Genomic DNA, 23,587 nt, shown 5'->3' with positions numbered 1-23,587 from the left:
GCCAGGGGTTGGCGCGAATTCGCAAGAGACTGGCGCAAGCCTGAAAACGCTGACGCGTTCGCTTGGCCACGTTCTGCGGCATCGGGAACCGCACGAAAAATCAAAGGAGATGTAATGGTGTTCCGCTCGAGCGCCGCAATTTGCGGCGCCCTGGTTGCGCTTGTCGTTTCTGTGACCGTTGCCCGTAGTGAAACAAGTGGGGATCATTCAAGCGCCGTCGTCGATGCCGCCTGCGGCGATGCGATCGTTGGCGCAGCGTCGACGTATAATCCGTTCAAGCCCGGCAAGGAGGAAGGCGGTCCGAAAACGGCCTCCGGCGAGCGTTACGATCCCGAGGTGTGGACGGCTGCGATCAAGACGAGCCTGCGACAGAAATTTGGCGGTGTCCAATTCGGGGTGCGACCGAAATTCGCGCTCGTCGAGGCCGCCGGCAAGAAGGTCATCGTCAAGATCAACGACGTCGGGCCGCTCAGGCCTGGCCGCATCATCGATCTCAACGAGCGGACGATGCGCCATTTCGATCCGCGCATGGAGCTTGGCGTCATTCCCGATGTCACGGTCAGGCCGCTGTCCGGCGACGATTGGATACCGGGGCCGGTGGGCTGAGCGGCATCCGCGAAGCAGACAAGGCACAACGTTTCGGCCCGATAGGGTAGGTCACGGACAACGAGGAGGCGTTGGAGCAGCGCCGTTGTGGCACAAACTGCACACGCTCTCGACGTTATCATATGTTAATTTCGGGGTATGGGCAGCGAGCTGATCATACGTGTGGTGACCATTGCGGCCGGAGTTTTCACCGTCGTCGCCGTGTCTGCGCTCGTATTGGGCTATTGATCTATCTCAATTGATGCACCGCGCCAGGGCGTTTCCTGCGTTCGGCAGGACAGGCGGACGAGGTGCAACGATGCGGCCTTGGGCTTTGCATTCACTGGTGTGGGGGCTGACGGCGATCGGCTTGATAGCCATCGTCTCCATGCTGCTTTGAGACCCGACGCCCTGCCTGGCCCATTGCGAGCCCGCGCTTGCCAATGGATGATGGGGCATGGCAGGTCGGCAATCCATCCTCATCGTTTTCGGCGGTCTTCCCGCCACCGGGAAAACCACACTCTCACGCGAACTGACGCGGCGGTGTGCGGCGAGCTATATCCGCGTCGATGCAATCGAGCAGTCCCTGCGCGGTGCGGGCCATGATGTCGGTCCGATGGGATACGTCATCGCCAACGCACTGGCGGCGGAAAACCTGAAGCTCGGCCGCGTGGTCGTCGCTGATGGCGTCAATCCGGTTCTGGCCAGCCGCGACGGCTGGAGACAGACGGCACTGCAGGCCTCAGTGCCCATTGCCGAGATCGAAACGATCTGCAGCGATGTGGCTTTGCACCGGCAGCGGGCGGAGATGCGCAAGTCCGATATTCCCGGCCTGAGACCGCCGACCTGGCACGACATCGTCACCAGGCACTACGAACCCTGGGATCGCGACCATCTGGTGCTCGATACCGCCCATGAGTCGATCGATCATCTGCTCGGGTTGGTGGAGCTGTATCTTCGCAACGCGATGGAATCATGATGGTCCACCGGGCGCGGCATTTTGCCGGCGCTCCATCCCGTCATCATCTGTTCAAAATTCGCGACTAGTCTCTCCTCGACGATTGGTTCGCCGGATGTACGCGAGCTGGATCGCAAGCCTCGGCCCGCGCGCCGGGGCTTTTTGTCGTCGGGGTACGCGTGGGCGCAGCTAGCTGCGCTTTCTGTGCGCGTCATGATGGCGCAGTGCGTCGACGATCACCTTGAAAGCAGCCGAGTTCTGCCGCGAGGTCGGGTAATAGATGTAATAGCCGTCGAATGCCGGCGACCAGTCGTCGAGCACGATGACAAGCTCGCCGGAGCGGACGTGCCGCGTCACCATGTCTTCGGGAACATAGGCAATGCCGAAGCCTTTGACGGCGGCATCGATCATCGCGCGGGAATCGTTGAAAGTCAGCTGCCCCTCGACCCGCACCCGGAGATCGGGACCGTTCTTGGCGAACTCCCAGACATAATGACCGCCGGCCGCCGCGCGCCGCTTGATGCAGATGTGCTTCAGGAGGTCCTGCGGATGCTTCGGCCTCGGGTGCTCTTTCAGATATGCGGGCGAGGCAACTGCGACGAGCCGCCAGTCAGGACCGATGCGTACCGCGATCATGTCCTTCTCGACGCTCTCGCCGAGGCGGATGCCTGCATCGAAGCCGTCTTCGACGATGTTGCGGAAAGCCGAGTCGAGGCTGAACTCGACCTTGATATCAGGGTATTGCTTCAGGACCGGCGCCAGCTTTGGCCAGACCGTTTTTTCGAGCGCGTGCTCCGACAGCGTGATCCGGATGGTGCCCGACGGCTTGTCGCGTAGCGACATCAGCGCGTCGATATCCCGCTCGATCTCCTCGACGCGCGGCGCGACCGATTGCAGAAGCCGCTCCCCCGCCTCGGTCAGCCCGACGCTGCGCGTGGTGCGCGTGAGCAGCCGCAGCCCCATCTGCGATTCCAGCCGCTTGATCGTATGGCTGAGCGTCGACTGGACGACGCCCAGCTCCGCCGCGGCCTTCGTGAAGCTGCGCTCGCGGGCGACGGCTACGAAGGCCAGGAGATCGTTGAAGTCCTGGCTTGCCATGGTCTCACCATTTATGGCCAGCATCGATTAATGCAAGCAAATTATAACGGCTAATCGAAAAGCCGCCGGAGCGCTAGATGTCGTTCGTGAACGCGCTGGGCGCATCGCGCGACACGGATTTCCCTATGCGCAAGCCGAGCCTTGTGATCGGGCCCTGTGCTGCGGCTTCGCGGGCAAGGTTTGAAGCACCGGCAGCAATGACCACCTCGAGGAGGCACCACATGCAAATTCGCCAAGCAGGCTCGCAACCCTCAGTCCAGGCCCCGGCAGACTATTTCACCGGAACCGTTCGTATCGACCCCTTGTTTCCAGCGGTAGAGCCCTCACGCGTCGCCGGCAATCACGTCACCTTCGAGCCTGGCGCCCGCACGGTGTGGCACACCCATCCGTTTGGCCAGACGCTGATCGTGACCTCGGGCCTCGGCCGCGTGCAGCGTTGGGGCGGACCGGTCGAAACCATCCGTCCGGGCGACGTGGTCTCGTTCGCATCAGGCGAGAAGCACTGGCATGGCGCCTCTGCGACATCAGCCATGAGCCATATCGCGATTCAGGAATCGCTCGACGGCAACCCGGTCACATGGATGGAGCGGGTGACGGACGAGCAGTACGGCGCCCCGGCCAAAGGAGCATGACCATGAAAGCAACCGTTCTCTACGGGCCCGGCGATATCCGTTACGAAGGCGTCGACGATCCGAAGCTCATTCACCCGACGGACGCGATCATCAAGCTGTCGGCCACCTGCATCTGCGGCTCCGACCTCTGGCCGTATCGCGGCCTGCAGCCGCAGGACGGGCCTTCGCATATGGGGCATGAATATTGCGGCGTGGTCGTCGAGGTCGGCAGCGCGGTGCGGACCATCAGACCCGGTCAGTTCGTCGTCGGCTCATTCTGCCTGTCGGACAACACCTGCCCGCATTGCAAATTCGGCTTCCAGTCGTCGTGCGAGCAGCGTGAGTTCATGTCGGGTGCGCAGGCCCCTTACGCGCGCGTTGCGCTCGCCGATGGCACGCTGGTCGCAACCAGGGAGATGCCGGGAAGCGACCTTATCCCGCATCTGCTTGCGACCTCCGACGTGCTCGGCACCGGCTGGTATGCCGCAGACGCTGCTGACGTGAAGCAGGGCGCCACCGTCGTGGTGGTCGGTGACGGCGCGGTCGGCCTCATGGGCGTGCTCGCCGCCAGGGAGATGGGCGCCGAGCGCATCATCGCGATGAGCCGCCACAAGACCCGGCAGGATCTCGCCCGGGAGTTCGGCGCCACCGATATCGTGGTCGAGCGCGGCGCAGACGGTATCGCGCGCATCAAGGAGTTGACCCGCGGCGTCGGCGCCGAGTCGGTGCTCGAATGCGTCGGAACGCAGGAAGCGATGTCGCAGGCGCTCGCATGCGCGCGCCCCGGCGGCACGATCGGCTATGTCGGCGTTCCCCACGGCGTGACCTTCGATGGCCAGGCGTTGTTCTTCGGTCAGCGGCGCATGATGGGCGGCCCGGCGCCGGTGCGGCGGTTCCTGCCTGACCTGATGGACAGGGTGCTCAACGGGCGGATTCAGCCGGGCAAGGTGTTCGATCTCACGCTGCCGATCGACCGGGTCGCCGAAGGCTACAGGGCGATGGACGAACGTCGCGCCATCAAGACGCTGCTAACCGTGTGATGGCGGGGTGCTGCCGATAAAAGCGGCTTGGCAAGCTCACAACCGGCGGCCCGCTCCAGGTCATCCCCGTGCGCAGCCGGGCAGGGTGGCCAGCGTAGGACAATAGTAACCGCTCCTGGCTGAGAGTAGGGCTGATCGTTATCCCTCGGACTGATCATTCCCCTTCGACCGTTCGTCCCGCCGCACGGTTTGAACCGCGCAGCAGTGAGGAGGTCGGGCCCTTGGGGACGTCAGGAAGCACGTTCAGCGTCAGGCAGCGATGGCTGATCGTAGCTGCGATCCTCTTGACGGCTGCGCTTGTTCAGATCCCTCTCGTTCTCAACCCGGACCTGGGATGCCTGCTGACGACGAACGAAGAAATCCTGGACGGCCGAAGGCTCGGCATCGACGTCTTCGAGTTGAATCCGCCGCTGTCGCTGTTCATGTACATGCCGGCGGCCTGGCTTGCGCGAATATCCGGCCTTGCCCCGGAGATCATCGTGATCATCCTGGTGATCATCGAGATCGCAGCAGTGCTTGTGACGATCGATCGCGTGGCCGCGACGGCAAAGCTGGACGCCAGAGAGCGCAACGTGACGATCTTGTCGCTGGCGCTCCTGCTCGCAATTCTTCCGGGTGCCGTGTTCGGGCAGCGTGAGCACATCGCCGTTGTCGCGCTGACCCCCTTTGTTGCCGTCACGGCGCTGCGCTGGCGCGGTCTCGATGTCGGACGAGCTGCGATCGTCGCGGGGCTCGGTGCTGGGCTCGCCATGAGCATCAAGCCCTTCTTCGCCCTGGTGGTTGGCCTTCCGGTGATCCTTGATGTGCTCCGCCGGCGCTCGCTCAGGCCGTTGTTCACGCCCGAAACGGGCCTCGCCGCGCTCGTCGTCATCGGCTACGGCGCGGTCGTCGTTGTTGCTTTCCCCGACTATCTCTCCACCTACGCACCGATGGTGGCAGAGGCCTATCTCCCTGTCAGGAAGGAGCTGAGCGGCCTGCTTCCTCTTCCGGTCGTGGTGATCGGTGCCTCCTTGGCATTCCTGCGCCTGGCTGCGCCGCAGCACTTCAAGCTCTGGAGCGACGCAACGCCATGGCTGGCGGCATCGATCGGCGGGGCCGCGACGTTCATGATTCAAGGCAAGGGCTGGCCATACATGGCCTTTGCGCTTTGCATGTTTGCCGTCGCCGCGCCATTGCTGCATGTTCGCATCAGGGCCGTGCGGCCGCCGGTGTTGATTGGCGGCCTTGCCGCGATCGCGCTCGTCGGGCTCTATTTGTCGTCACCGGCTCCGGGGTTTCCGCCGCTCGCGGCGCGCATCGAGGCCCTTGCGAAGCATCCGCGGCTGCTCACCATCACCGATCATGTGGGGCTCGGGCATCCGCTGGTCCGTCAGATCGGCGGAACCTGGGTGGGCAGCTCCTGCGCCGCGCAACTCCTGGCCGGCGGCGCGATCCTGCGGCTGAACGACGCGCAGCCGACGAAAGCCGAGCAGGCAAAGCTGGATGGCATCATCCAGTTCGAGCGGCGGCATCTACTGGCGGACATCCGCAACGGCCGCCCTGATGTCATCCTCGTCGACACCTATCTGTTGAGCTCATTCCCGTTCGATTGGCTGGCCTGGGCCAATTCGGATTCGGAGCTGCAGGCCGAGCTCGGCCGCTATCGCGAAGTCGAGGATGTCGGCCGCGTCAGGATATTTGTCGATCAGTCGCTGCCACCGTGACGTCTTGCCGATGACGGACCGTCATCCCGCCTTGGCCGTGCGGTTGTCCGCGCGCAGATTCTGGAAGAACTTCTCCACCTCGCGTGACAGCGTGTCCGCGGTCGCGGTCAGGCCGCTCGCCGCTGACAGCACCGAGGATGCCGCCGTATCCGTCTCGCCGATGGCGTCGCGGAGCGAGGTGATGTTGGCAACCAGCGTCTCGTTGCCCTGCGCTGCGCTCTGCGCGTTGGAGGAGATCTCGCGCGTGGCCTGGTCCTGCTGACCCACGGCGCCTGCTATCGCCGAGGTGACCTCGTTGATCTCGCGCACCGCGCCGCCGATCTCGCGCACGGCGTCGACTGCGTTGCGGGTGGAGGACTGGATCATCGCGACGTTCTCGCTGATGTCGGCGGTTGCCTTCGCAGTCTGTCCCGCCAGCGCCTTCACTTCGTGCGCGACGACGGCAAAGCCGCGGCCGGCATCGCCGGCGCGCGCAGCTTCGATGGTAGCGTTGAGCGCCAGCAGATTGGTCTGCTCGGCGATGGTCTGAATGAGGGTCAGCACGCCGTCGATGCGCTGCGTGGCGGCGGCAAGGCTCTCGATCTCCGCGATCGATTTCTCGGTGCGCTGGCCGGTTTGCTCGACCGCGCTTGCGCTCTGCCGCACCTGACGACCGATCTCCTCGACCGAGGCCGACAGTTCCTCGGCGGCGCCTGCGACCGCGGTGACGTTGTGCGAGGCCTGCTCGGTGGCGTTCGCGGCGGTGCCGGCGCGGCTGCTCGCGTCCGCGGTGACGCGCGTGATGGTCTGCGCAGTCTCGCGCATGGCGCTGGCGCTGTCGCTGAGCCCGCGCATAATCGCGCCGATCGCTTCGCGGAACGCCTCGACCGATTGCTCGATGTGGCGCGCGCGCTCTTCGCGCGCGGCGGAGTCCTGCGAGACCTGCGAGGCAAGGTTGCGGTTGCGCCCCATCGCGTCCTGGAACACCTCGATGGCACGGGCCAGCGCGCCGATCTCGTCGGCGCGGCCGGAGTGCGGCACCACGACATTCTCGGCACCGTCGGCGACCTGCTTGATGGTCGCGGTGATCGCGGCGAGCGGCCGGGCGATCGAGCGGGCGATGATGATGATGCCGATCACGACCAGCGCCAGCGCCACGCCGCCGAGGCAGGTCAGGACGAAGGACAGCGTGCGGTTGGTCGCGGTCTGTTGCGCGATCTGCTTGGCGCGCTCGGCATAGACCTTGGAGAGCGCCTCGAGATCCTTGTTCAGCGCCGAGCGCACGGCGCGGTTGGCGTCGTTGTCGCCCCATTCGCGCCCCGCCGCCGCATTGATCTCGACGCCGCGGCGCACCAGCTCCTTGCGGAACTCGACGAACTGCTCGATCCGCTTCTTGAAGGTGGCGAACTGCTCGGCGTCATCGGCCTTGACGATGCTCTCCCAGCCTTTGACCACGCCCAGGATCTGATCGTTGAACTTCAGCAGCCCGTCGCCGAATTTCTTCACGACCTTCGGTTCCGTCGACATGTAGACGCCGCGCGATTCCATCACGACCGCATAGACCAGCGAGTTGACGCGCTCGACGTTCAGCGCAGCCGCGTTCGCCGTCTCGATCGCGCTGGTCAGTTCGGCGCTGCGGCGGCTGTTGTAGTCGGACAGCATCGCAATCGCCGCGGTCAGCAAGGCGAACAGGGCGAAGATCGCATAGAGCTTGGTGGCAAGCGAGAAGCGGCCCGCCAGGGCGGCGGCATTCCCAGATCGGTCGATTTGCATGGTGTTCGGGCCCAAATGGCCAGGAGCGGCCGGTCGCGCGCGGGTCGTATAAAATTGATGCAAAATTATGCAGAATGAAGATGGACGCGGCGTTAACGCGCAAGTCTGGGGTGCGCGCCGAAGGTCGTAGGAAATACGAGCTGTCTCAGGGGGTTGGTGCCGTCCTATCGATCCTCGGCAGGTTGGTCCCGGGGATCGCACGGAATGCCCCAAACATCGGCGTGCACACACGCCGCCAAGCGCGTATTCCCTGACGCCAGCGCCGCCTTCCGGACCCGCGGGAGTCGGTCACTGGCCGACGAAGCCGGAGGGGCCTTTGGTCTATCGCCACACTATCGACGCCACCACCCATGGCTTTGCCGACCTGCGCGACCTCCTCGCCAAGGCGACGCCGCCACGCTCCGGCGATCGGCTGGCGGGGATTGCCGCTGCCAGCGCCGAGCAGATGATCGCGGCGCGGATGGCGCTGGCCGACGTCCCTCTCCGGCAGTTTTTGCAGGAGGCCGTCATCCCCTATGAGGCCGACGAGGTCACCCGCCTGATCATCGACAGCCATGATGCCAGCGCCTTCGCGCAGGTCTCCTCGCTGACGGTCGGTGGATTCCGCGACTGGCTGCTCTCGGACGCCGCCACTCCTGCGACCTTGCGCAAGCTCGCTCCGGGCATCACGCCCGAAATGGCCGCTGCGGTCTCCAAGCTGATGCGCAACCAGGACCTGATCCTGGCGGCGCGGAAATGCGAGGTCACGACCGCCTTCCGCAACACCATCGGCCTGAAGGGGCGGATGAGCACGCGGCTGCAGCCCAACCACCCCTTCGATGATGCCAGGGGCATCACTGCCTCGATCCTCGACGGTCTGCTGCTGGGAGCCGGCGACGCCTGCATCGGCATCAACCCGGCGAGCGACGATCCGGCTGTGATCGGGCAATTGCTGCGGCTGCTGGACGAGATCATCGCGCGGCTGAAAATCCCGACACAGGGCTGCGTGCTGACCCATGTCACAACGACGCTGTCGCTGATCGGGCAGGGCGTGCCGGTCGATCTCGTCTTCCAGTCGGTCGCCGGCACCGAGGCCGCCAACCGAAGCTTTGGTATCGACCTCGCGCTGCTGAAGGAGGCGCACGCGGCTGGACTGTCGCAGAAGCGCGGCACGGTCGGCGACAACGTCATGTATTTCGAGACCGGCCAGGGCTCGGCATTGTCGGCGGGCGCCCATCACGGTGTTGATCAGCAGACCTGCGAGGCGCGCGCCTATGCGGTGGCCCGCGCCTATGCGCCATTGCTGGTCAACAGCGTGGTCGGCTTCATCGGCCCGGAATATCTCTATGACGGCAAGGAGATCATCCGGGCTGGGCTGGAGGACCATTTCTGCGGCAAGCTGCTCGGCCTGCCGCTCGGCATCGACATCTGCTACACCAACCATGCCGAGGCGGACCAGGACGACATGGATAATCTCCTGACGCTGCTCGCCGCGGCCGGCGTCACCTTCATCATGGGGGTGCCCGGCGCCGACGACGTCATGCTGAACTACCAGTCCACCTCCTTTCACGACGCGCTCTATGTCCGCGACGTCTTCGGTGTGGCCCGCGCGCCCGAGTTCGACGACTGGCTGGTGCTGTCAGGCATTGCCGGCGCCGACTTCCGGCTCGCCGGCGACGCGGGGCTCTTGCCCGATTTTGCCTCGCGCCTGATCGGGTGATGCGAAAAAACCTGGCGAAAAAACCCCATCTGCCGGCGTGAACCTGGGAAACCCTTGGTGCGTCTCAAGAATTAGTTCGCTGCCACAATATTGAGGAATTCCGGTCGCAGCGTTACGCTATGTTTCTGGAGACCTCGTCAGTACCATCAGTGGAACGTGGTTGGGGGAAGTTCGATGCGCGCTGAAAGCAACGGAACGAGCCGGAAAATTCTCTGCGTCTTTCCGCGTTACACCTCGTCCTTCGGCACCTTCGAGCACGCTTATCCGCTGACCGATGGCGTCCGCGCCTTCATGCCGCCGCAGGGCCTGCTGCTGCTCGCGGCCTATTTGCCTAGGGAATGGCAGGTCAAATTCGTCGACGAGAACCTCCGCCGCACCACGAAGGAAGAGTTCGAATGGGCGGAGGCCGTCTTCGTCAGCGGCATGCACATCCAGCGCCAGCAGATGAACGACATCTGCCGCCGCGCCCATGAATTCGATCTGCCGGTCGCGCTCGGCGGTCCCTCGGTCAGCGCCTGTCCGGATTACTATCCGTCGTTCGACTACCTCCATGTCGGCGAGCTCGGCGACGCGACCAATCAGCTGCTCGAAATCCTGTCGCGCGACACCTCGCGCCCCGAACGGCAGGTCGTGCTCACCACCAAAGATCGCGTGCCGATGACGGAGTTTCCGATCCCGGCCTATGAGCTCGCCGACGTGAAGCGCTATTTCCTCGGCAGCATCCAGTATTCCAGCGGCTGTCCGTATGAGTGCGAGTTCTGCGACATCCCCGGCCTCTACGGCCGCAACCCGCGTATCAAGACGCCGGAGCAGATCATCGCCGAGCTCGACCGCCTGCGCGAATGCGGCATGACCGACACGGTCTACTTCGTCGACGACAATTTCATCGGCAACCGCAAGGCGGCGCTGGATCTCTTGCCGCATCTGATCGAATGGCAAAAGAAGACCGGCTATGTGATGCGGCTTGCCTGCGAGGCGACGCTCAACATCGCCAAGCGTCCCGAAATCCTCAAGAAGATGCGCGAGGCCTATTTCATCACCATCTTCTGCGGCATCGAGACGCCGGACCCGGACGCGCTGAAGGCCATGCACAAGGACCACAACATGATGGTCCCGATCCTGGAGGGCGTGCGCACCATCAATTCCTACGGGATGGAGGTGGTCTCAGGCATCATCATGGGCCTCGACACCGACAAGCCCAACACGTCGGAGGCGCTGCTCGCCTTCGTCGAGGAATCGCGCATTCCGCTGCTCACCATCAATCTGCTTCAGGCCCTGCCGAAGACGCCGCTGTGGGACCGCCTGGAGAGGGAAGGGCGCCTGGTCGACGATGAGGGGCGCGATTCCAATGTCGACTTCCTGCTGCCTTATGACGAGGTTGTCGCGTCCTGGAAGCACGCCATGAGCGTCGCCTACGAGCCCGAAAAGGTCTATGCGCGCTTCCAGTATCAATGCGACGAGGTTTATCCTCATCGCCTCAAGATGCCGGTGCCGGACGAGATGAAGACCTGGGCCAACATCCGCCGCGGCCTCGTCATGCTGCGCAACATCTTCTGGAAGGTCGGCGTGCTCGGCGACTACAGGCGCGTGTTCTGGAAGTTTGCGCTCGGACGCATCAAGCGCGGTGACATCGAGGGTCTGATCGGCTGCACCATGATCGCGCATCATCTCATCACCTTTGCGCGGGCGGCCACCAGCGGCAAGCAGAACGCCTCGAACTATTCGATCAGGCTGCGCGAAGCCTCCGTTCCCGCCGAATGAGCGACGAGCCCGTTCCGGCACGCCCGATCGTCGACCTCAAATCGTTCACGCCCGCGCGCGTCGCGCTCGGGCGCAGCGGCGCGAGTCTGCCGACCAAGCCGCTGCTCGATTTCACGCTGGCGCACGCCCGCGCCCGCGATGCCGTGCATGCCGCCTTCGACGCGCCGGGCTTGATTGCCGGGCTGAGGGCGCTCGGCCTCGGCGCCACTGAGGTCCACAGCCGGGCCGCCGATCGCGCGGATTATCTGCGGCGGCCGGATCTGGGGCGGCAGCTCGATGCCGCCTCTGCCGCAACGCTGGAGAAGACTGTCGCAGCGCCGGGCCAGCTTGCGATCGTCATCGGTGATGGTTTGTCGGCTGCAGCGGTCCATGCCCATGCGGCCGGGCTGCTGCAACGCCTGTTGCAGCGGCTTGGCGAGGGGGATGCCGTCGCGCTCGGTCACGTCGTCGTGGCCTCAGGCGCGCGAGTTGCTCTTGGCGACGAGATCGGGGCGATTCTCGGCGCGCGCATGGTGTTGATGCTGATCGGCGAGCGGCCCGGCCTGTCGGCGCCCGACAGCCTCGGGGCCTATCTGACCTTCGCGCCGAAGCCGGGCCTGACCGATGCCGAGCGCAATTGCGTGTCGAACATTCACAAGGCCGGCTTGGGTTACGACGAGGCGGCCTTCAAAATCGCCTGGCTTGTTCGCGAGGGGCTGGCGCGCCAGGTCACGGGCGTGGCGCTCAAGGACGAGAGTGCCGACCGCGCCCCGCGTCGAATCGGCACGGCTGTGCCAGAATGACGGGCATTCCGGCAAAATCTCCGCATCTTGATCGATTCGGAGACCCCCGGCGTGCTTGCGAGAAGGGCGTTTGACCTGCTAAACCGCTGCCGGCGATTTTCCGCGCATTTTCAAAGGGCAAGCCTCCCATTGGTATGGCGTTTTCAAGCCGTTCGCGGGGCGCAACAAGCTCACAGCTAGAGCCGATTTAGGAACTGGACAAGGCATGCTCGAAAAGCACCGCGAGAATGAGGTTCATGTCGACAAGGTCGAACAGGGGCCTGCGTCCTCCATCGCCTTCGGGCTGGAGCGCATCGGGCTGATCGCGGTCCGGGCGCCGATCGTCTCCTGCATCATCCTGGTCGCGCTGATCGTCGCCGCCGTGTTCGGCATCGAGCGGATCAAGATCGACGATTCGCTGTCGCAGCTGTTCCGCTCCAACACCCGCGAATTCCGCCAGTACGAAGAGGTGACCAAGAAGTTCCCGGCCGAGGAGTTCGACGTCCTCGTCGTGGTCGAGGGGAAGACCCTGCTGGCGCGGAACAACCTCGAGAAGCTCCGTGACTTCGTCACCGATCTTCAGCTGGTCGACGGCACGCGCGGCCTTGTCTCGCTGTTCTCGGCACGCCAGGCGCCGGCGCCGGGCAAGCTGCCGGCCGCGCTGTTCCCCGCCGAGCTGCCCGAGGGCGCGGCCTACGACCAGTTCATCGAAACCGTCAAGAACAACGAGATCATCCGCGGCAAGCTGCTGTCCGAGGACGGCACGCTGGCGCTGATCGTGCTTTCGCTCGATCCGGAGGTGGTCGCCTCCAGCAAGCTCGGCAAGGTCGTCGGCGACATCCGCGCGCTGATGAAGGAGGATCTCGGCGACACCGGGCTGAGCGTTCAGCTCTCCGGCGTGCCGGTGATGCAGCTCGAGATCCGCAACGCGGTCGAGCGCGACGGCCTGACCTACAACATCCTCGGCATTCTCGCCGGCTGCATCATCGCCATCATCTTCTTCCGCAAGATATCGTTCATGGTGGTGGCGGCGTTCCCGCCGATGATCGCGATCCTGATCGCGCTCGGCGCGCTCGGCTGGGCCAATTTCAATCTGAACATGTTCCTGAATGTGATGACGCCGCTCATCATGGTGATCTCGTTCTCGGACTCGATGCAGCTCACCTTCGCCGCGCGCGACCGGCTGATTGCCGGCCAGGACAAGTTCACCGCGTTCAGGAACGCGGTGCTGGTGGTGGGCCCGGCCTGCGTGCTGACGCACGGCACCGCCGGCATTTCCTTCATCGCGCTGCAGTTCTCCGACTCCGACCTGATCCGCAAGTTCGGCGAGGCGGGCTTGGCTGCCACCATCATCGCGCTCATCACGGTGCTGTCGCTGGTGCCGGTGTTCGGCGTGTTGTTCGTGCGCAACGAGAAGATCTTCGCGGTCAAATTCCAGAGCGCCGATGCCGGCGTGCAGGCGCTGCGCAATTTCTGCTACTGGATCGCGGTGCGCATGGTCGGCCGGCCCGGCCTGTTCAGCCTGATCGCGCTGCTGTTCGTCGCCAGCCTCGGCGTCGTCTACGCCAACCTGCAGCCGCGCTACCGCCTCGCCGACCAGGTGCCGGACAAGCGCCAGGCGGTCGCCGCCAGCAACCGGCTCGACGCCAAGCTGACCGGCGCCAATCCGGTCAATGTGCTGATCACGTTCCCCAAGGGCGAATCGCTCTACTCGCCGGAGACGCTGCAAACCATCGCCGACGTGCATGCGACCGTGGAGAAGGCGGCCGGCGTCGGCAATGTCTGGTCGCTGGAGACGCTGCGCCGCTGGCTGGCGGAGAAGGCCGGCAGCGACGACGTCGCGACCCTCAAGGAATACGTCAACGTCATTCCCGAACATCTGGTGCGGCGCTTCATCGACGCCAAGCAGGATGCGGTGGTCGTGGCCGGCCGCGTGCCGGACAAGGACTCCAGCCAGCTCTTGCCGATCGTCGACAAGCTCGACTCGGAGCTCGACGCTGTCCGCAAGAAGCATCCGGGCTACGAGGTCGCCGTGACAGGTCTTGCCGCCATCGCCGCGCGCAACTCGGCCGGCATGATCGAGAAGCTGAACCGCGGCCTCACCGTAGAATTCGCGCTGGTCGCGATCTTCATCGGCCTTGCCTTCCGCTCATGGGTGGTGATGTTCGCCTGCATCCTGCCGGGCATCTTCCCGGTGGTGATGTCGGGAACGGTGCTGTGGGCGATGGGCGAGGGCTTGCAATTCGCCAGCGTCGTCGCGCTCACCGTCTCGTTCGGCCTTGGCCTGTCCGCAACCATCCACTTCCTCAATCGCCTGCGATTGGAGAGCAAGCCCGGCGTCGGATCGGCGCTCGCGGTGGAGCGCGCCACCGTGCTGGTCGGCCCGGCGCTGATCCTGACCACGGTGGTGCTGGCCTGCGGCCTCGTCGTCACGGTCTTCTCGGATCTGCCGTCGCTGCGGCTGTTCGGCTGGCTCAGCGCCTTCTCGATGGTGGCGGCGCTGGTCGCCGACCTCTTCATCCTGCGCCCGACGGCGATGTGGCTGATCAATTTGCACGCCAGGCTGCAGGGCCCGGACAAGCCGGCGATCTGAGCGGCGAATGCGCATCAGCAAAAAGCCCCCGGCTCACGAGAGCCGGGGGCTTTTTCTTGAAGACTGAGGAAGGGCAATCAGCCCTTCGTCATCGTGATGTTGACGCCGCGGATCTCGCCCTTGGACGAGATCTGCACGGTCTGCTTGGAGCCGTTGGTGCGCAGCGACAGATTGGCGGCAAAGCCGTTGGCCTCGACGAACACGTCGATCTGGCCGCCGCCGGCGGTGCCCTGCAGATTGCCGAAGATGTTGCGGTTGGACTCGCTCCAGTTGCCGGAGATGCGATCGCCCTGGCTGGTCACGTCGCTGGTGAGGTCGAACTTGTAGCTGTCGGAGGCGCAGTGCAGCGCCTGCTTGAGGCCGAGACCGGTGCCGGCGACCTTGTAGTCGGCCTTGCAGCGGATGCGCTCGGTCGAGCCGTCCGACAGTGACACAGTGCCGGTGCCGGTCCACGCGCCGTCGAAGCCGGCGAACGGACCGGACGACTGAGCGTGGCTCGCCGCAACCGAGAACAGCAGCGCCGCACCGATGCCGGCTGCCTTGAGTGCCAGTCCAGATCGCCCAAAGAATTTCATCATCAATATCCCGTTTTGGAACGACGCCTGCTGCATCGCAGGCCGTCTCGCCACATCGAAAGTTTAGTGTTGCGAGCCTGTGTCAGGTTCAAGCGGCTGTGCCGGATAAGCCTGGCCGGCCGCGATATCGGGCTCGCCAAGCGGTCTTGCCGCGGTCCGGCCTCGGATTTCCATCTGTTTCCATATGTTTCCGGCCCGAATGTCCGCTCGAACAGATGCAGCTCTGCAACAGGTATGCATTAAAACGCCGTCTCCCAGAATTATGACGTAGTATCAAGCCCTTACATCTGCCAATGAAGGCCGAGGGAAGACCTGCTTTGGTCGGCGCGGCGCCAATTTGGCCGCATTTACCAGCGCTTGTGCCTTCTCCGGTGCCGCACTCGTCCTGCGGCAACTCGCCATCAGAACAAACCGTTCCGGCTCTTCGCCCTGTGCTGTCCGGGATTGGTGCGATTCTGCCGTCAGAATGAAGGAATACAATGCGTAAGCTTCTCGTCGCTCTCACCGTGCTGTCGGCAACCCTGTCCACGGCTGCGTTCGCCCAGCAGGGGCGTGGCACGGACGCCGAGCAGAAGGCCTGCACGCGCGATGTGCAGAAATTCTGCCGCCCGGTTATCGACCAGGGCGATTTCACGGTGCTGGCCTGCCTCAAGGAGAACCGCGCCAAGATCTCGCAGGCCTGCGACCAGGTCTTGAAGAACCACAACCAGTAAGCTCGGCCACTGACCCATAAAGGCGGCCATGGGGCCGCCTTTTCCGGCCTGAAACGGCAGGGCTGCCATCGCGCGACAGGATTGGTTTTGCGGCCGTATTCCCCTATATGGGGGCCGCGGCGGCGTCGCCGGCATGAGCCCGCGCGAACGCAAAAGCCCCTTTCTGTCCAAACGATTGTTGATCAGCCCTCGATGACCTCTGCGAGCGAATTGCGATCCGGCAAGGACGACCGCGACGAGAATTTTCCCGTCGCGTCCTGGATCATTCATCCGCGTCATCGCGCGCTGATCCTGGCCTATTACAATTTCGTCCGGACCGCCGACGACATTGCCGACCATGCCACCCTGCCGGGGGACGAGAAGCTTCGCTATCTCGACCTGCTCGAGGCGGAGCTGCTCGGCAAGGGCGAGACCCAGGCCGAGGCCGTCACCTTGCGGCGCGCGCTCGCCGAGCGCGGCATGGCGCCGCGCCACGCGCTCGACGTGCTGATCGCGTTCCGCATGGACGTGACCAAGCTGCGCTATGAGACCTGGGACGAGGTCATCCACTATTGCCGCTATTCGGCAATGCCCGTCGGCCGCTTCATGCTCGACGTCCATGGCGAGGCGACCGCGACATGGGCGGCATCGGATGCGCTCTGTGCGGGCCTCCAGATCAACAACCATCTCCAGGATTGCGGCAAGGATTATCGCGAGCTCAACCGGGTCTATCTGCCGCGTGACGCGCTGGCTGCACACGGCGCCTCGGTCGAGCAGCTCGGCCTGGCGCAGTCGCCGCCGGCGATGCTGGCCTGCCTGCAGTCGCTCGCGGTGCGCAACGAGGCGCTGCTGGGCGAGGGCAGGTCGCTGGCTGCCGAGATCAGGGATGTCCGCCTCGGCATCGACGTCGCGGTGATCCAGGCTTATGCGGACCGCATCGTGCGTCTCTTGAAGGTGCGCGATCCCCTGCGCGAGCGCGTGCACCTGAACAAGCTCGAACTGCTCACCTTCAGCCTTGCCGGCATCGCCGGTGAACTCGGCCGCCGTGCGATCTGCCGCAAGGCCATCACCAATCCGGGGACTGCCCATGACGCTTGAGGCGACCGCGCCCAGCGCCAATTATGGCTCGTCCGCATCGAACAGCTCCTTCTACGCTGCGATGCGGATCCTGCCGCGCGACCAGCGCGAGGCGATGTTCCAGATCTACAGCTTCTGCCGCCAGGTCGACGACATCGCCGATTCCGACGGCCCGCGCGATGCGCGGCTCGCCGCGCTGCAGGAATGGCGCAACGACATCGATGCGCTCTATCAGGGCCATCCGCCGCCGCGGCTGAAGGACTACGTCGCCTCGGTGAAGACCTTCGGGCTCAAGCGCGAGGATTTCCTCGCAATCGTCGACGGCATGGAGATGGACGTGCCGCAGGACATCCGCGCGCCCGACATGGCGACGCTGGATCTCTACTGCGACCGCGTCGCCAGCGCCGTGGGCCGTTTGTCGGTACGGGTATTCGGCCTGCCGGAAGAGGACGGCATCCTGCTTGCGTATCACCTCGGCCGTGCGCTCCAGCTCACCAACATCCTGCGCGACATCGACGAGGACGCCGGTCTTGGCCGGCTCTATCTGCCGCGCGAAGCGCTGCTGCATGCCGGCATCACCGCCAACGATCCGAACCGCGTGATCGCGGAGCGCGCGCTGCCGAAAGTGTGCGTGCCTCTGACGCAGCGCGCGAAAGCGCATTTCGAGAAGTCGGACGAGATCATGAACCGCAACAGGCGTCGCGCGGTGCGCGCGCCGCGGATCATGTCGAAATACTACCATTCCATTCTCGACCTCCTGATCGCGCGAGGCTTCAACGCGCCGCGCCAGCCCGTGCGTGTGTCGAAAGTCACACGCATTCTGATCCTGCTCCGCTACGCTTTCATCTGATGCAAAACACGGCTCACATCATCGGCGCCGGAATTTCCGGTCTCTCCGCCGCTGTGCGGCTCGCCAATGCCGGCTACATCGTCGCCGTGCACGAGGCGACGCACCAGGCCGGCGGCCGCTGCCGCTCCTATTTCGACGGCGCCACCAATCTCACCATCGACAATGGCAATCATCTGCTGCTGTCCGGCAACAGCCATGCGCGCGCCTATGCGCGCTCGATCGGCACCGAGGCGGGCCTGGTCGGGCCTGAAAGCGCGCAGTTTCCCTTCGTCGACATCAAGACCGGGCAGCGCTGGCAGATCGATCTCGGCACCGGCCGATGGCCGACTTGGGTGCTCGACGAGGGCCGTCGTGTGCCAGATACGGGTCTCACCGATTACCTCAAGCTGGCGCCGCTGATCTGGGCGTCGGAACAGACGCTGGTCGGCAAGTCGATTCCCTGCGAAGGCACGCTCTATCACCGTCTGGTGCAGCCGCTGCTGCTTGCCGCGCTCAATGTCGATCCGCCCGAGGGCTCGGCCGGGCTTGCCGGTGCGATCGTGCGCGAGACGCTGCTGGCGGGCGGGCAGGCCTGCCGTCCGCTGATCGCGCGCGACGGCCTCAGCGCCGTGCTGATCGAGCCCGCCGTAAAATTCCTCACCGAGCGCGGCCATACCGTGCAGCTCGGCCACGAGCTGCGCTCCTTCGTCACCACTGACGGCAAGGTCGGCGCGCTGAACTTCGGCGGCGAGGATGTGGTTCAGTTAGCCGCGGGCGACGTCGTCGTGATGGCGGTGCCGCCGCGCGCGGCGACGAGCCTGCTGCCGGGCCTGACCGCGCCGACCGAATTCCGCGCCATCGTCAATGCGCATTTCCGCTTCGAGCCGCCGCAGGGATCGGCGCCGATCCTGGGCGTGATCGGCGGCGTCGTGGAATGGCTGTTCGCGTTCCCCAACCGGCTCTCCGTCACCATCAGCAATGGCGATCGCCTGGTCGACATGCCGCGCGAGGAGCTCGCGCAGGCGATCTGGAACGACGTCTGCGCGGCCGGTGGTGTCTCCGGCGAACTGCCCCCTTGGCAGATCGTGCGCGAGCGCCGTGCCACATTTGCGGCAACGCCGGCCCAGAATGCCCTGCGTCCGGGGCCGGTCACCTCGCTGAAAAACCTGTTTCTCGCCGGCGACTGGACTGCTACGGGATTGCCTGCAACCATTGAGGGATCGGTCCGGTCAGGTGATCGCGCCGCGGATCTGGTGCTGGCCGCAAAGCGGGCCTGACGGGCAATGTCCCGGTCACTTTCGATCGACATCAGGAGCAATCGAGCACTATGGATTCCGTAACCGCGACCAGCCGCGAAGCTTTGGAATCGAGCATTGCGTCGGCCACGCAAGGCGTGCTCGGCTTGCAGCAATCGGACGGCCATTGGGTGTTCGAGCTCGAGGCCGACTGCACCATTCCGGCCGAATACATCCTGCTGCGCCATTATCTCGCCGAGCCGGTCGACACAGCGCTCGAGGCCAAGATCGCCAACTATCTGCGCCGCGTCCAGGGCGCCCATGGCGGCTGGCCGCTGGTGCATGACGGCGAGTTCGACATGAGCGCCAGCGTGAAGGCCTACTTCGCGCTGAAGATGATCGGCGATTCCGTGGACGCGCCGCACATGCTGCGCGCGCGCGAGGCGATCCACGCCCGCGGCGGCGCAATTCACAGCAACGTCTTCACCCGCTTCCTGCTCGCGACTTTCGGCGTCCTGACCTGGCGCGCGGTGCCGGTGTTGCCGATCGAGATCGTGCTGCTGCCGTTCTGGTCGCCATTCCATCTCAACAAGATCTCCTATTGGGCGCGCACCACCATGGTGCCGCTGATGGTGATCGCCGCGCTGAAGCCGCGCGCGAAGAATCCCAAGGGCGTCGGCATCGACGAGCTGTTCCTGCAGGATCCGCGCTCGATCGGCATGACGGCGAAGGCGCCGCACCAGAGCATGGCCTGGTTCCTGCTCTTCCGTTCGCTCGATGCGGTCCTGCGCGTCGTGGAGCCGATGTTTCCGAAGAGCCTGCGCAAGCGCGCCATCGACGCCGCGCTCGCCTTCATCGAGGAAAGGCTCAACGGCGAGGACGGCATGGGCGCGATCTATCCGCCGATGGCCAACATCGTCATGATGTACGACGCGCTCGGCAAGGACGAGAATTTCCCGCCGCGCGCGATCACGCGCCGCGGCATCGACAAGCTGCTCGTGATCAAGGGCGACGAAGCCTATTGCCAGCCCTGCGTCTCGCCGGTGTGGGACACCACGCTGACAGCGCATGCGCTGCTGGAGGCCGGCGGCGACAAGGCCGTGCCTGCGGCGAAGCAAGGCCTCGACTGGCTGATCCCCAAGCAGGAGCTCGCAGTGAAGGGCGACTGGGCGGTGAAGCGCCCCGACGTGCGTCCGGGCGGCTGGGCGTTCCAGTACAACAATGCCCATTACCCTGATCTCGACGACACCGCCGTGGTGGTGATGTCGATGGACCGCATGCGCCGGGAGCACGGTGCTGCCGGCTATGATGCCGCGATCGACCGCGGCCGCGAGTGGATCGAGGGCATGCAGAGCGACGACGGCGGCTGGGCGGCCTTCGACGTCAACAACCTCGAATATTACCTGAACAACATTCCGTTCTCGGATCACGGCGCGCTGCTCGATCCGCCGACCGAGGACGTCACGGCGCGCTGCATCTCGATGCTCGGCCAGCTCGGCGAGACCGAGGCGACCAGCAAGCACGTCGCCGCCGGTGTGGCCTATTTGCGCAAGACCCAGCACCCCGAGGGCTCCTGGTACGGCCGCTGGGGCATGAACTTCATCTATGGAACCTGGTCGGTGCTGTGTGCCCTCAACATGGCCGGCATCAGCCACGACGACCCCATGATGCGGAAGGCCGCCGCCTGGCTGGCCTCGATCCAGAACAAGGATGGCGGCTGGGGCGAGGACGCCGTCAGCTACCGGCTGGACTACCGGGGCTGGGAACCGGCCCCCTCGACCGCCTCGCAAACGGCATGGGCCTTGCTTGCCCTGATGGCTGCTGGCGAGGTTGATCACCCGGCCGTCGCCCGCGGGGTGGAGTACCTGATTGCAACACAAAGCGAAAAAGGACTGTGGGACGAGCAGCGGTACACCGCCACAGGCTTCCCCCGCGTGTTCTATCTACGGTATCATGGTTACCCGAAGTTCTTTCCGCTGTGGGCGCTGGCGCGATATCGGAACTTGCGGAACACCAACAGCAGGGTGGTAGGGGTCGGAATGTGACTTTGGGGACGGGGGACTATTTTACCGCGGGCAATGCCATTGATCCGCGGCCGATCTTGATCGTGACTGGACTGGTCCAGGAGGCCCGCATCGCGGCCGGCCCCGGGATGGCGGTCATTTGCTCGTCGAGCAGCCCGACGCAATTGCGCGCGCTGCTGACGGTGGTGGACCCTGAGACGATTCGCGGCGTGATCTCGTTCGGCGTGGCCGGGGGCCTCGACCCGAGCTTGCGCTCCGGCGACGTCGTGGTGGCAACCGAGGTGCTCTCGGGCGATGCGCGCTGGGCCGCCGGGCTATCGCTCAGCGACGACCTCATCGACAAGCTGACCTCCGGCCGCCGCCGGGTGGTGCGCGGCAGCCTTGCTGGTGCCGAGGAAGTGGTCACCGGCTCATCCTGCAAGGCGGCGCTGCATTCGGAGACCGGCGCCTCCGCCGTCGACATGGAAAGCCACATCGCCGCCGCCTATGCCGCCGAGGCTGGCCTTCCGTTCGCCGCGGTCCGCGTCATCAGCGACCCCGCCCACCGCGCGCTGCCGGCCATCGCCCGCGCCGCCATCAAGCCCAACGGCCAGATCGACCTCGCCGCCGTGCTGCGCGGCATCGTCCGCAATCCGACGGTGCTGCATGCGCTGGTCTCCACCGGCATCGACTTCAACCGCGCGCTGCGCTCGCTTCGCGGCTGCCGGGATTTCTTGATCGGCACCGAACTGCTGGAGAGCGAGGCGCTGGTGTCCAAGGCGGCTTGAGCCGTTTCTTTGCGCTGCTAAACAAAGGCCCGGTCGCCAATGCGATCGGGCCTTTTGTTTTGAGTCTTATCGTGGCTTCGATGGGTTGAGCTTTTGCGAAACCCATCGCGTCCCCATCACCGCTGCGAAACGAGCCAGATGTGATCAGCGCGGCGCGGCACGGTTGCCGGCGGCTTTCGCCTCGCTCTCGCACATGTAGGCGCCGTGTCGGGTGTGGCCATAGCTGCGGGAACCGGCGACGTGGTAGACGCGGGATTTCGTGTTGACCCAGACGACTGGCTCGAACGGACAAAACGGCTCTGTCCGCGCCTGCTCGCCCTGGCCGTACGGATTTGAGCAGATCATTGGAGGACACGGACTTTGTGCGCTGGCCGGGATCGTGACCAGAGTCAGGAGAATGCCAACAGCAGCCGTCGCGGATTGAAGCAATGAAGTATGCATGATCGAAGCCCGTCGCTCCATGGAATCATGCGGATGCTATGGCAAGACAAACGCCTGCACCAGTGTCCGCTCTGTGAGGCGACGGTTGATGCCAAAGCGAGAATAACGCAGGCCCACACTGATCGTCGCGACTGCGACCGGCAGATCGAGGGCATCGGCAAAGAAAAGGCCCGGTCGCGATGGCGACCGGGCCTTGTTCATTTTCGCCGACGGGCGCGCTTACGCCGCCGTCGAAGCCTTCCGCGCCGCCTTCGCCGCAGCGGCGTCGGCCTCGTCCTTGCGGATCTCGGACAGCTTCTTCTGGACCTGCTCGGAGAAGATGTACTGCGCCGGGCGCTGCTTCGACATGTCGATCTCCGGCGCCATCGGGCCCGTGGTCTTGATGCCGCGCAGCGACACCCACATCGCCTTCAGCGGGTTGTTCAGCGCTGCGGTCGCCGCCGTCGGCTCGTAGCCGCAATGGGCCATACAGTCGGCGCACTTCTCGTACTTGCCGGTGCCGTAGGTCTCCCAGTCGGTGGTGTCCATCAGCTCCTTGAAGGTCTTGGCGTAGCCTTCACCGAGCAGATAGCAGGGCTTCTGCCAACCGAAGATGTTGCGCGCGGGCATGCCCCACGGCGTGCACTCGTACTCTTGGTTGCCGGCAAGGAAGTCGAGGAACAGGCCGGAATGCATGAAATTCCACTTCTTGCCCTTGCCCATCGCAAAGACGTCGCGGAACAGCTTCTTGGTCTTGGTGCGGTTGAGGAAGTGCTCCTGGTCCGGCGCGCGCTCATAGGCATAGCCGGGCGACATCGAGACGCCGACGCCGAGTTCGACGGTGAGGTCGAGGAATTTTGCGATCTCCTCGGCCGGATGGCCGTCGAAGATGGTGGCGTTGACGTTGACGGTGAAGCCGCGCGCCTTGGCCGCCTTGATCGCGGAGACGGCGCGGTCGAACACGCCGACTTGCGACACCGCCTTGTCGTGATGGTCCTTCAGGCCGTCGAGATGCACGGAGAAGAACAGGTACGGGGAGGGCTCGAACAAATCGAGCTTCTTCTCGAGCAGCAGCGCGTTGGTGCAGAGCGAGACGAACTTCTTGCGCGCCACGAGGCCGCGCACGATCTCGCCGATCTCCTTGTGGATCAGCGGCTCGCCGCCGGGGATCGCCACCATCGGCGCGCCGCACTCGTCGGCCGCGTCCCAGCACTCCTGGGCGGTCATGCGGCGGTTGAGGATCGCATCCGGATAGTCGATCTTGCCGCAGCCGACGCAGGCGAGGTTGCAGCGGAACAGCGGCTCCAGCATCAGCACGAGCGGATAGCGCTTGCGGCCAAGCAGTTTCTGCTTGAGCAAATAGCCGCCGATACGCATTTCCTTGAAGAAGGGGATTGCCATTACACG

20 protein-coding genes are annotated in these 23,587 nt (G+C 64.8%); 15 read left to right on the top strand and 5 right to left on the bottom strand.

Annotation, left to right across the window (positions count from 1 at the left end):
• Positions 1-114 precede the first annotated feature (114 nt).
• Positions 115-606: a septal ring lytic transglycosylase RlpA family protein gene (locus tag XH91_RS24175; RefSeq protein WP_128952898.1), complete on the top strand. Its 492-nt coding sequence runs from the start codon at positions 115-117 to the stop codon at positions 604-606.
• Positions 607-1,042: 436 nt separating this feature from the next.
• Entirely contained in the window at positions 1,043-1,564 is a 522-nt protein-coding gene (locus XH91_RS24170; protein WP_128952897.1) for a P-loop nucleotide/nucleoside kinase family protein, read from the top strand.
• A gap of 168 nt (positions 1,565-1,732) precedes the next feature.
• Here the strand turns inward: XH91_RS24170 and XH91_RS24165 are convergent, their stop codons facing one another.
• Entirely contained in the window at positions 1,733-2,641 is a 909-nt protein-coding gene (locus XH91_RS24165; RefSeq protein WP_128952896.1) for a LysR family transcriptional regulator, read from the bottom strand.
• Positions 2,642-2,862: 221 nt separating this feature from the next.
• On the opposite strand from XH91_RS24165, the gene XH91_RS24160 reads away from it, so the two are divergent.
• From XH91_RS24160 to XH91_RS24150, 3 genes are all read left to right on the top strand, one after another.
• A complete protein-coding gene (locus tag XH91_RS24160) occupies positions 2,863-3,273 on the top strand; it encodes a (R)-mandelonitrile lyase (RefSeq protein ID WP_128952895.1) in 411 nt (136 codons plus the stop codon).
• Positions 3,274-3,275: 2 nt separating this feature from the next.
• Positions 3,276-4,292, top strand: a complete 1,017-nt coding sequence (locus XH91_RS24155; protein ID WP_128952894.1) for a zinc-dependent alcohol dehydrogenase family protein — start codon at positions 3,276-3,278, stop codon at positions 4,290-4,292.
• A 221-nt stretch (positions 4,293-4,513) separates the two neighbouring features.
• Entirely contained in the window at positions 4,514-5,995 is a 1,482-nt protein-coding gene (locus XH91_RS24150; protein WP_128952893.1) for a hypothetical protein, read from the top strand.
• Between the two features lie 21 nt (positions 5,996-6,016).
• On the opposite strand, the gene XH91_RS24145 is transcribed toward XH91_RS24150, so the two are convergent.
• Entirely contained in the window at positions 6,017-7,747 is a 1,731-nt protein-coding gene (locus tag XH91_RS24145) for a methyl-accepting chemotaxis protein (protein WP_128952892.1), read from the bottom strand.
• A 316-nt stretch (positions 7,748-8,063) separates the two neighbouring features.
• On the opposite strand from XH91_RS24145, the gene XH91_RS24140 reads away from it, so the two are divergent.
• The 4 genes from XH91_RS24140 to XH91_RS24125 all read left to right on the top strand — a co-directional run bounded on the left by XH91_RS24140 (position 8,064) and on the right by XH91_RS24125 (position 14,561).
• Positions 8,064-9,446, top strand: coding sequence for an ethanolamine ammonia-lyase subunit EutB (locus tag XH91_RS24140; protein WP_128952891.1), 1,383 nt, complete (start codon positions 8,064-8,066; stop codon positions 9,444-9,446).
• Between the two features lie 174 nt (positions 9,447-9,620).
• Positions 9,621-11,207 (top strand): B12-binding domain-containing radical SAM protein, encoded by a 1,587-nt coding sequence (locus tag XH91_RS24135; RefSeq protein ID WP_128952890.1) that lies wholly within the window; start codon positions 9,621-9,623, stop codon positions 11,205-11,207.
• The gene (gene eutC, locus XH91_RS24130) at positions 11,204-11,989 is read left to right on the top strand and encodes an ethanolamine ammonia-lyase subunit EutC (protein WP_128952889.1); all 786 of its coding nucleotides are present in this window, start codon (positions 11,204-11,206) and stop codon (positions 11,987-11,989) included. The genes XH91_RS24135 and eutC overlap by 4 nt, the downstream gene beginning before the upstream one ends.
• A 205-nt stretch (positions 11,990-12,194) precedes the next feature.
• Positions 12,195-14,561 (top strand): efflux RND transporter permease subunit, encoded by a 2,367-nt coding sequence (locus tag XH91_RS24125; protein ID WP_128952888.1) that lies wholly within the window; start codon positions 12,195-12,197, stop codon positions 14,559-14,561.
• A gap of 77 nt (positions 14,562-14,638) precedes the next feature.
• Here the strand turns inward: XH91_RS24125 and XH91_RS24120 are convergent, their stop codons facing one another.
• Positions 14,639-15,136: a hypothetical protein gene (locus tag XH91_RS24120; RefSeq protein WP_128952887.1), complete on the bottom strand. Its 498-nt coding sequence runs from the start codon at positions 15,134-15,136 to the stop codon at positions 14,639-14,641.
• Positions 15,137-15,615: 479 nt separating this feature from the next.
• Between XH91_RS24120 and XH91_RS24110 the strand changes: the two genes are divergently transcribed.
• From XH91_RS24110 to XH91_RS24085, 6 genes are all read left to right on the top strand, one after another.
• Complete coding sequence (locus tag XH91_RS24110) at positions 15,616-15,849, top strand: hypothetical protein (RefSeq protein WP_027533949.1); 234 nt, start codon at positions 15,616-15,618, stop codon at positions 15,847-15,849.
• A gap of 192 nt (positions 15,850-16,041) precedes the next feature.
• Positions 16,042-16,926 (top strand): squalene synthase HpnC, encoded by an 885-nt coding sequence (gene hpnC / locus XH91_RS24105; protein WP_128952886.1) that lies wholly within the window; start codon positions 16,042-16,044, stop codon positions 16,924-16,926.
• The gene (gene hpnD, locus XH91_RS24100; protein ID WP_128952885.1) at positions 16,916-17,755 is read left to right on the top strand and encodes a presqualene diphosphate synthase HpnD; all 840 of its coding nucleotides are present in this window, start codon (positions 16,916-16,918) and stop codon (positions 17,753-17,755) included. Before hpnC ends, hpnD begins: the two co-directional genes overlap by 11 nt.
• Positions 17,755-19,011 carry a hydroxysqualene dehydroxylase HpnE gene (gene hpnE, locus XH91_RS24095; protein ID WP_128952884.1) on the top strand — a complete coding sequence of 419 codons (1,257 nt, stop codon included), beginning with the start codon at positions 17,755-17,757 and terminating at the stop codon, positions 19,009-19,011. The genes hpnD and hpnE overlap by 1 nt, the downstream gene beginning before the upstream one ends.
• Positions 19,012-19,061: 50 nt before the next feature.
• Positions 19,062-21,014, top strand: coding sequence for a squalene--hopene cyclase (shc, locus tag XH91_RS24090; RefSeq protein ID WP_128952883.1), 1,953 nt, complete (start codon positions 19,062-19,064; stop codon positions 21,012-21,014).
• Positions 21,011-21,760 (top strand): phosphorylase, encoded by a 750-nt coding sequence (locus XH91_RS24085; RefSeq protein ID WP_164934001.1) that lies wholly within the window; start codon positions 21,011-21,013, stop codon positions 21,758-21,760. The genes shc and XH91_RS24085 overlap by 4 nt, the downstream gene beginning before the upstream one ends.
• 144 nt (positions 21,761-21,904) lie before the next feature.
• On the opposite strand, the gene XH91_RS24080 is transcribed toward XH91_RS24085, so the two are convergent.
• Positions 21,905-22,105, bottom strand: coding sequence for a hypothetical protein (locus tag XH91_RS24080; RefSeq protein ID WP_128952881.1), 201 nt, complete (start codon positions 22,103-22,105; stop codon positions 21,905-21,907).
• A 315-nt stretch (positions 22,106-22,420) separates the two neighbouring features.
• A complete protein-coding gene (hpnH, locus tag XH91_RS24075) occupies positions 22,421-23,581 on the bottom strand; it encodes an adenosyl-hopene transferase HpnH (protein ID WP_128952880.1) in 1,161 nt (386 codons plus the stop codon).
• Positions 23,582-23,587 lie beyond the last annotated feature (6 nt).

The organism is Bradyrhizobium guangzhouense (assembly GCF_004114955.1).
GTDB classification, from domain to species: Bacteria; Pseudomonadota; Alphaproteobacteria; order Rhizobiales; family Xanthobacteraceae; genus Bradyrhizobium; species Bradyrhizobium guangzhouense.
The sequence above is the reverse complement of the archived record's forward strand: the minus strand, read 5'-3'. Positions and strand labels throughout refer to the sequence as shown.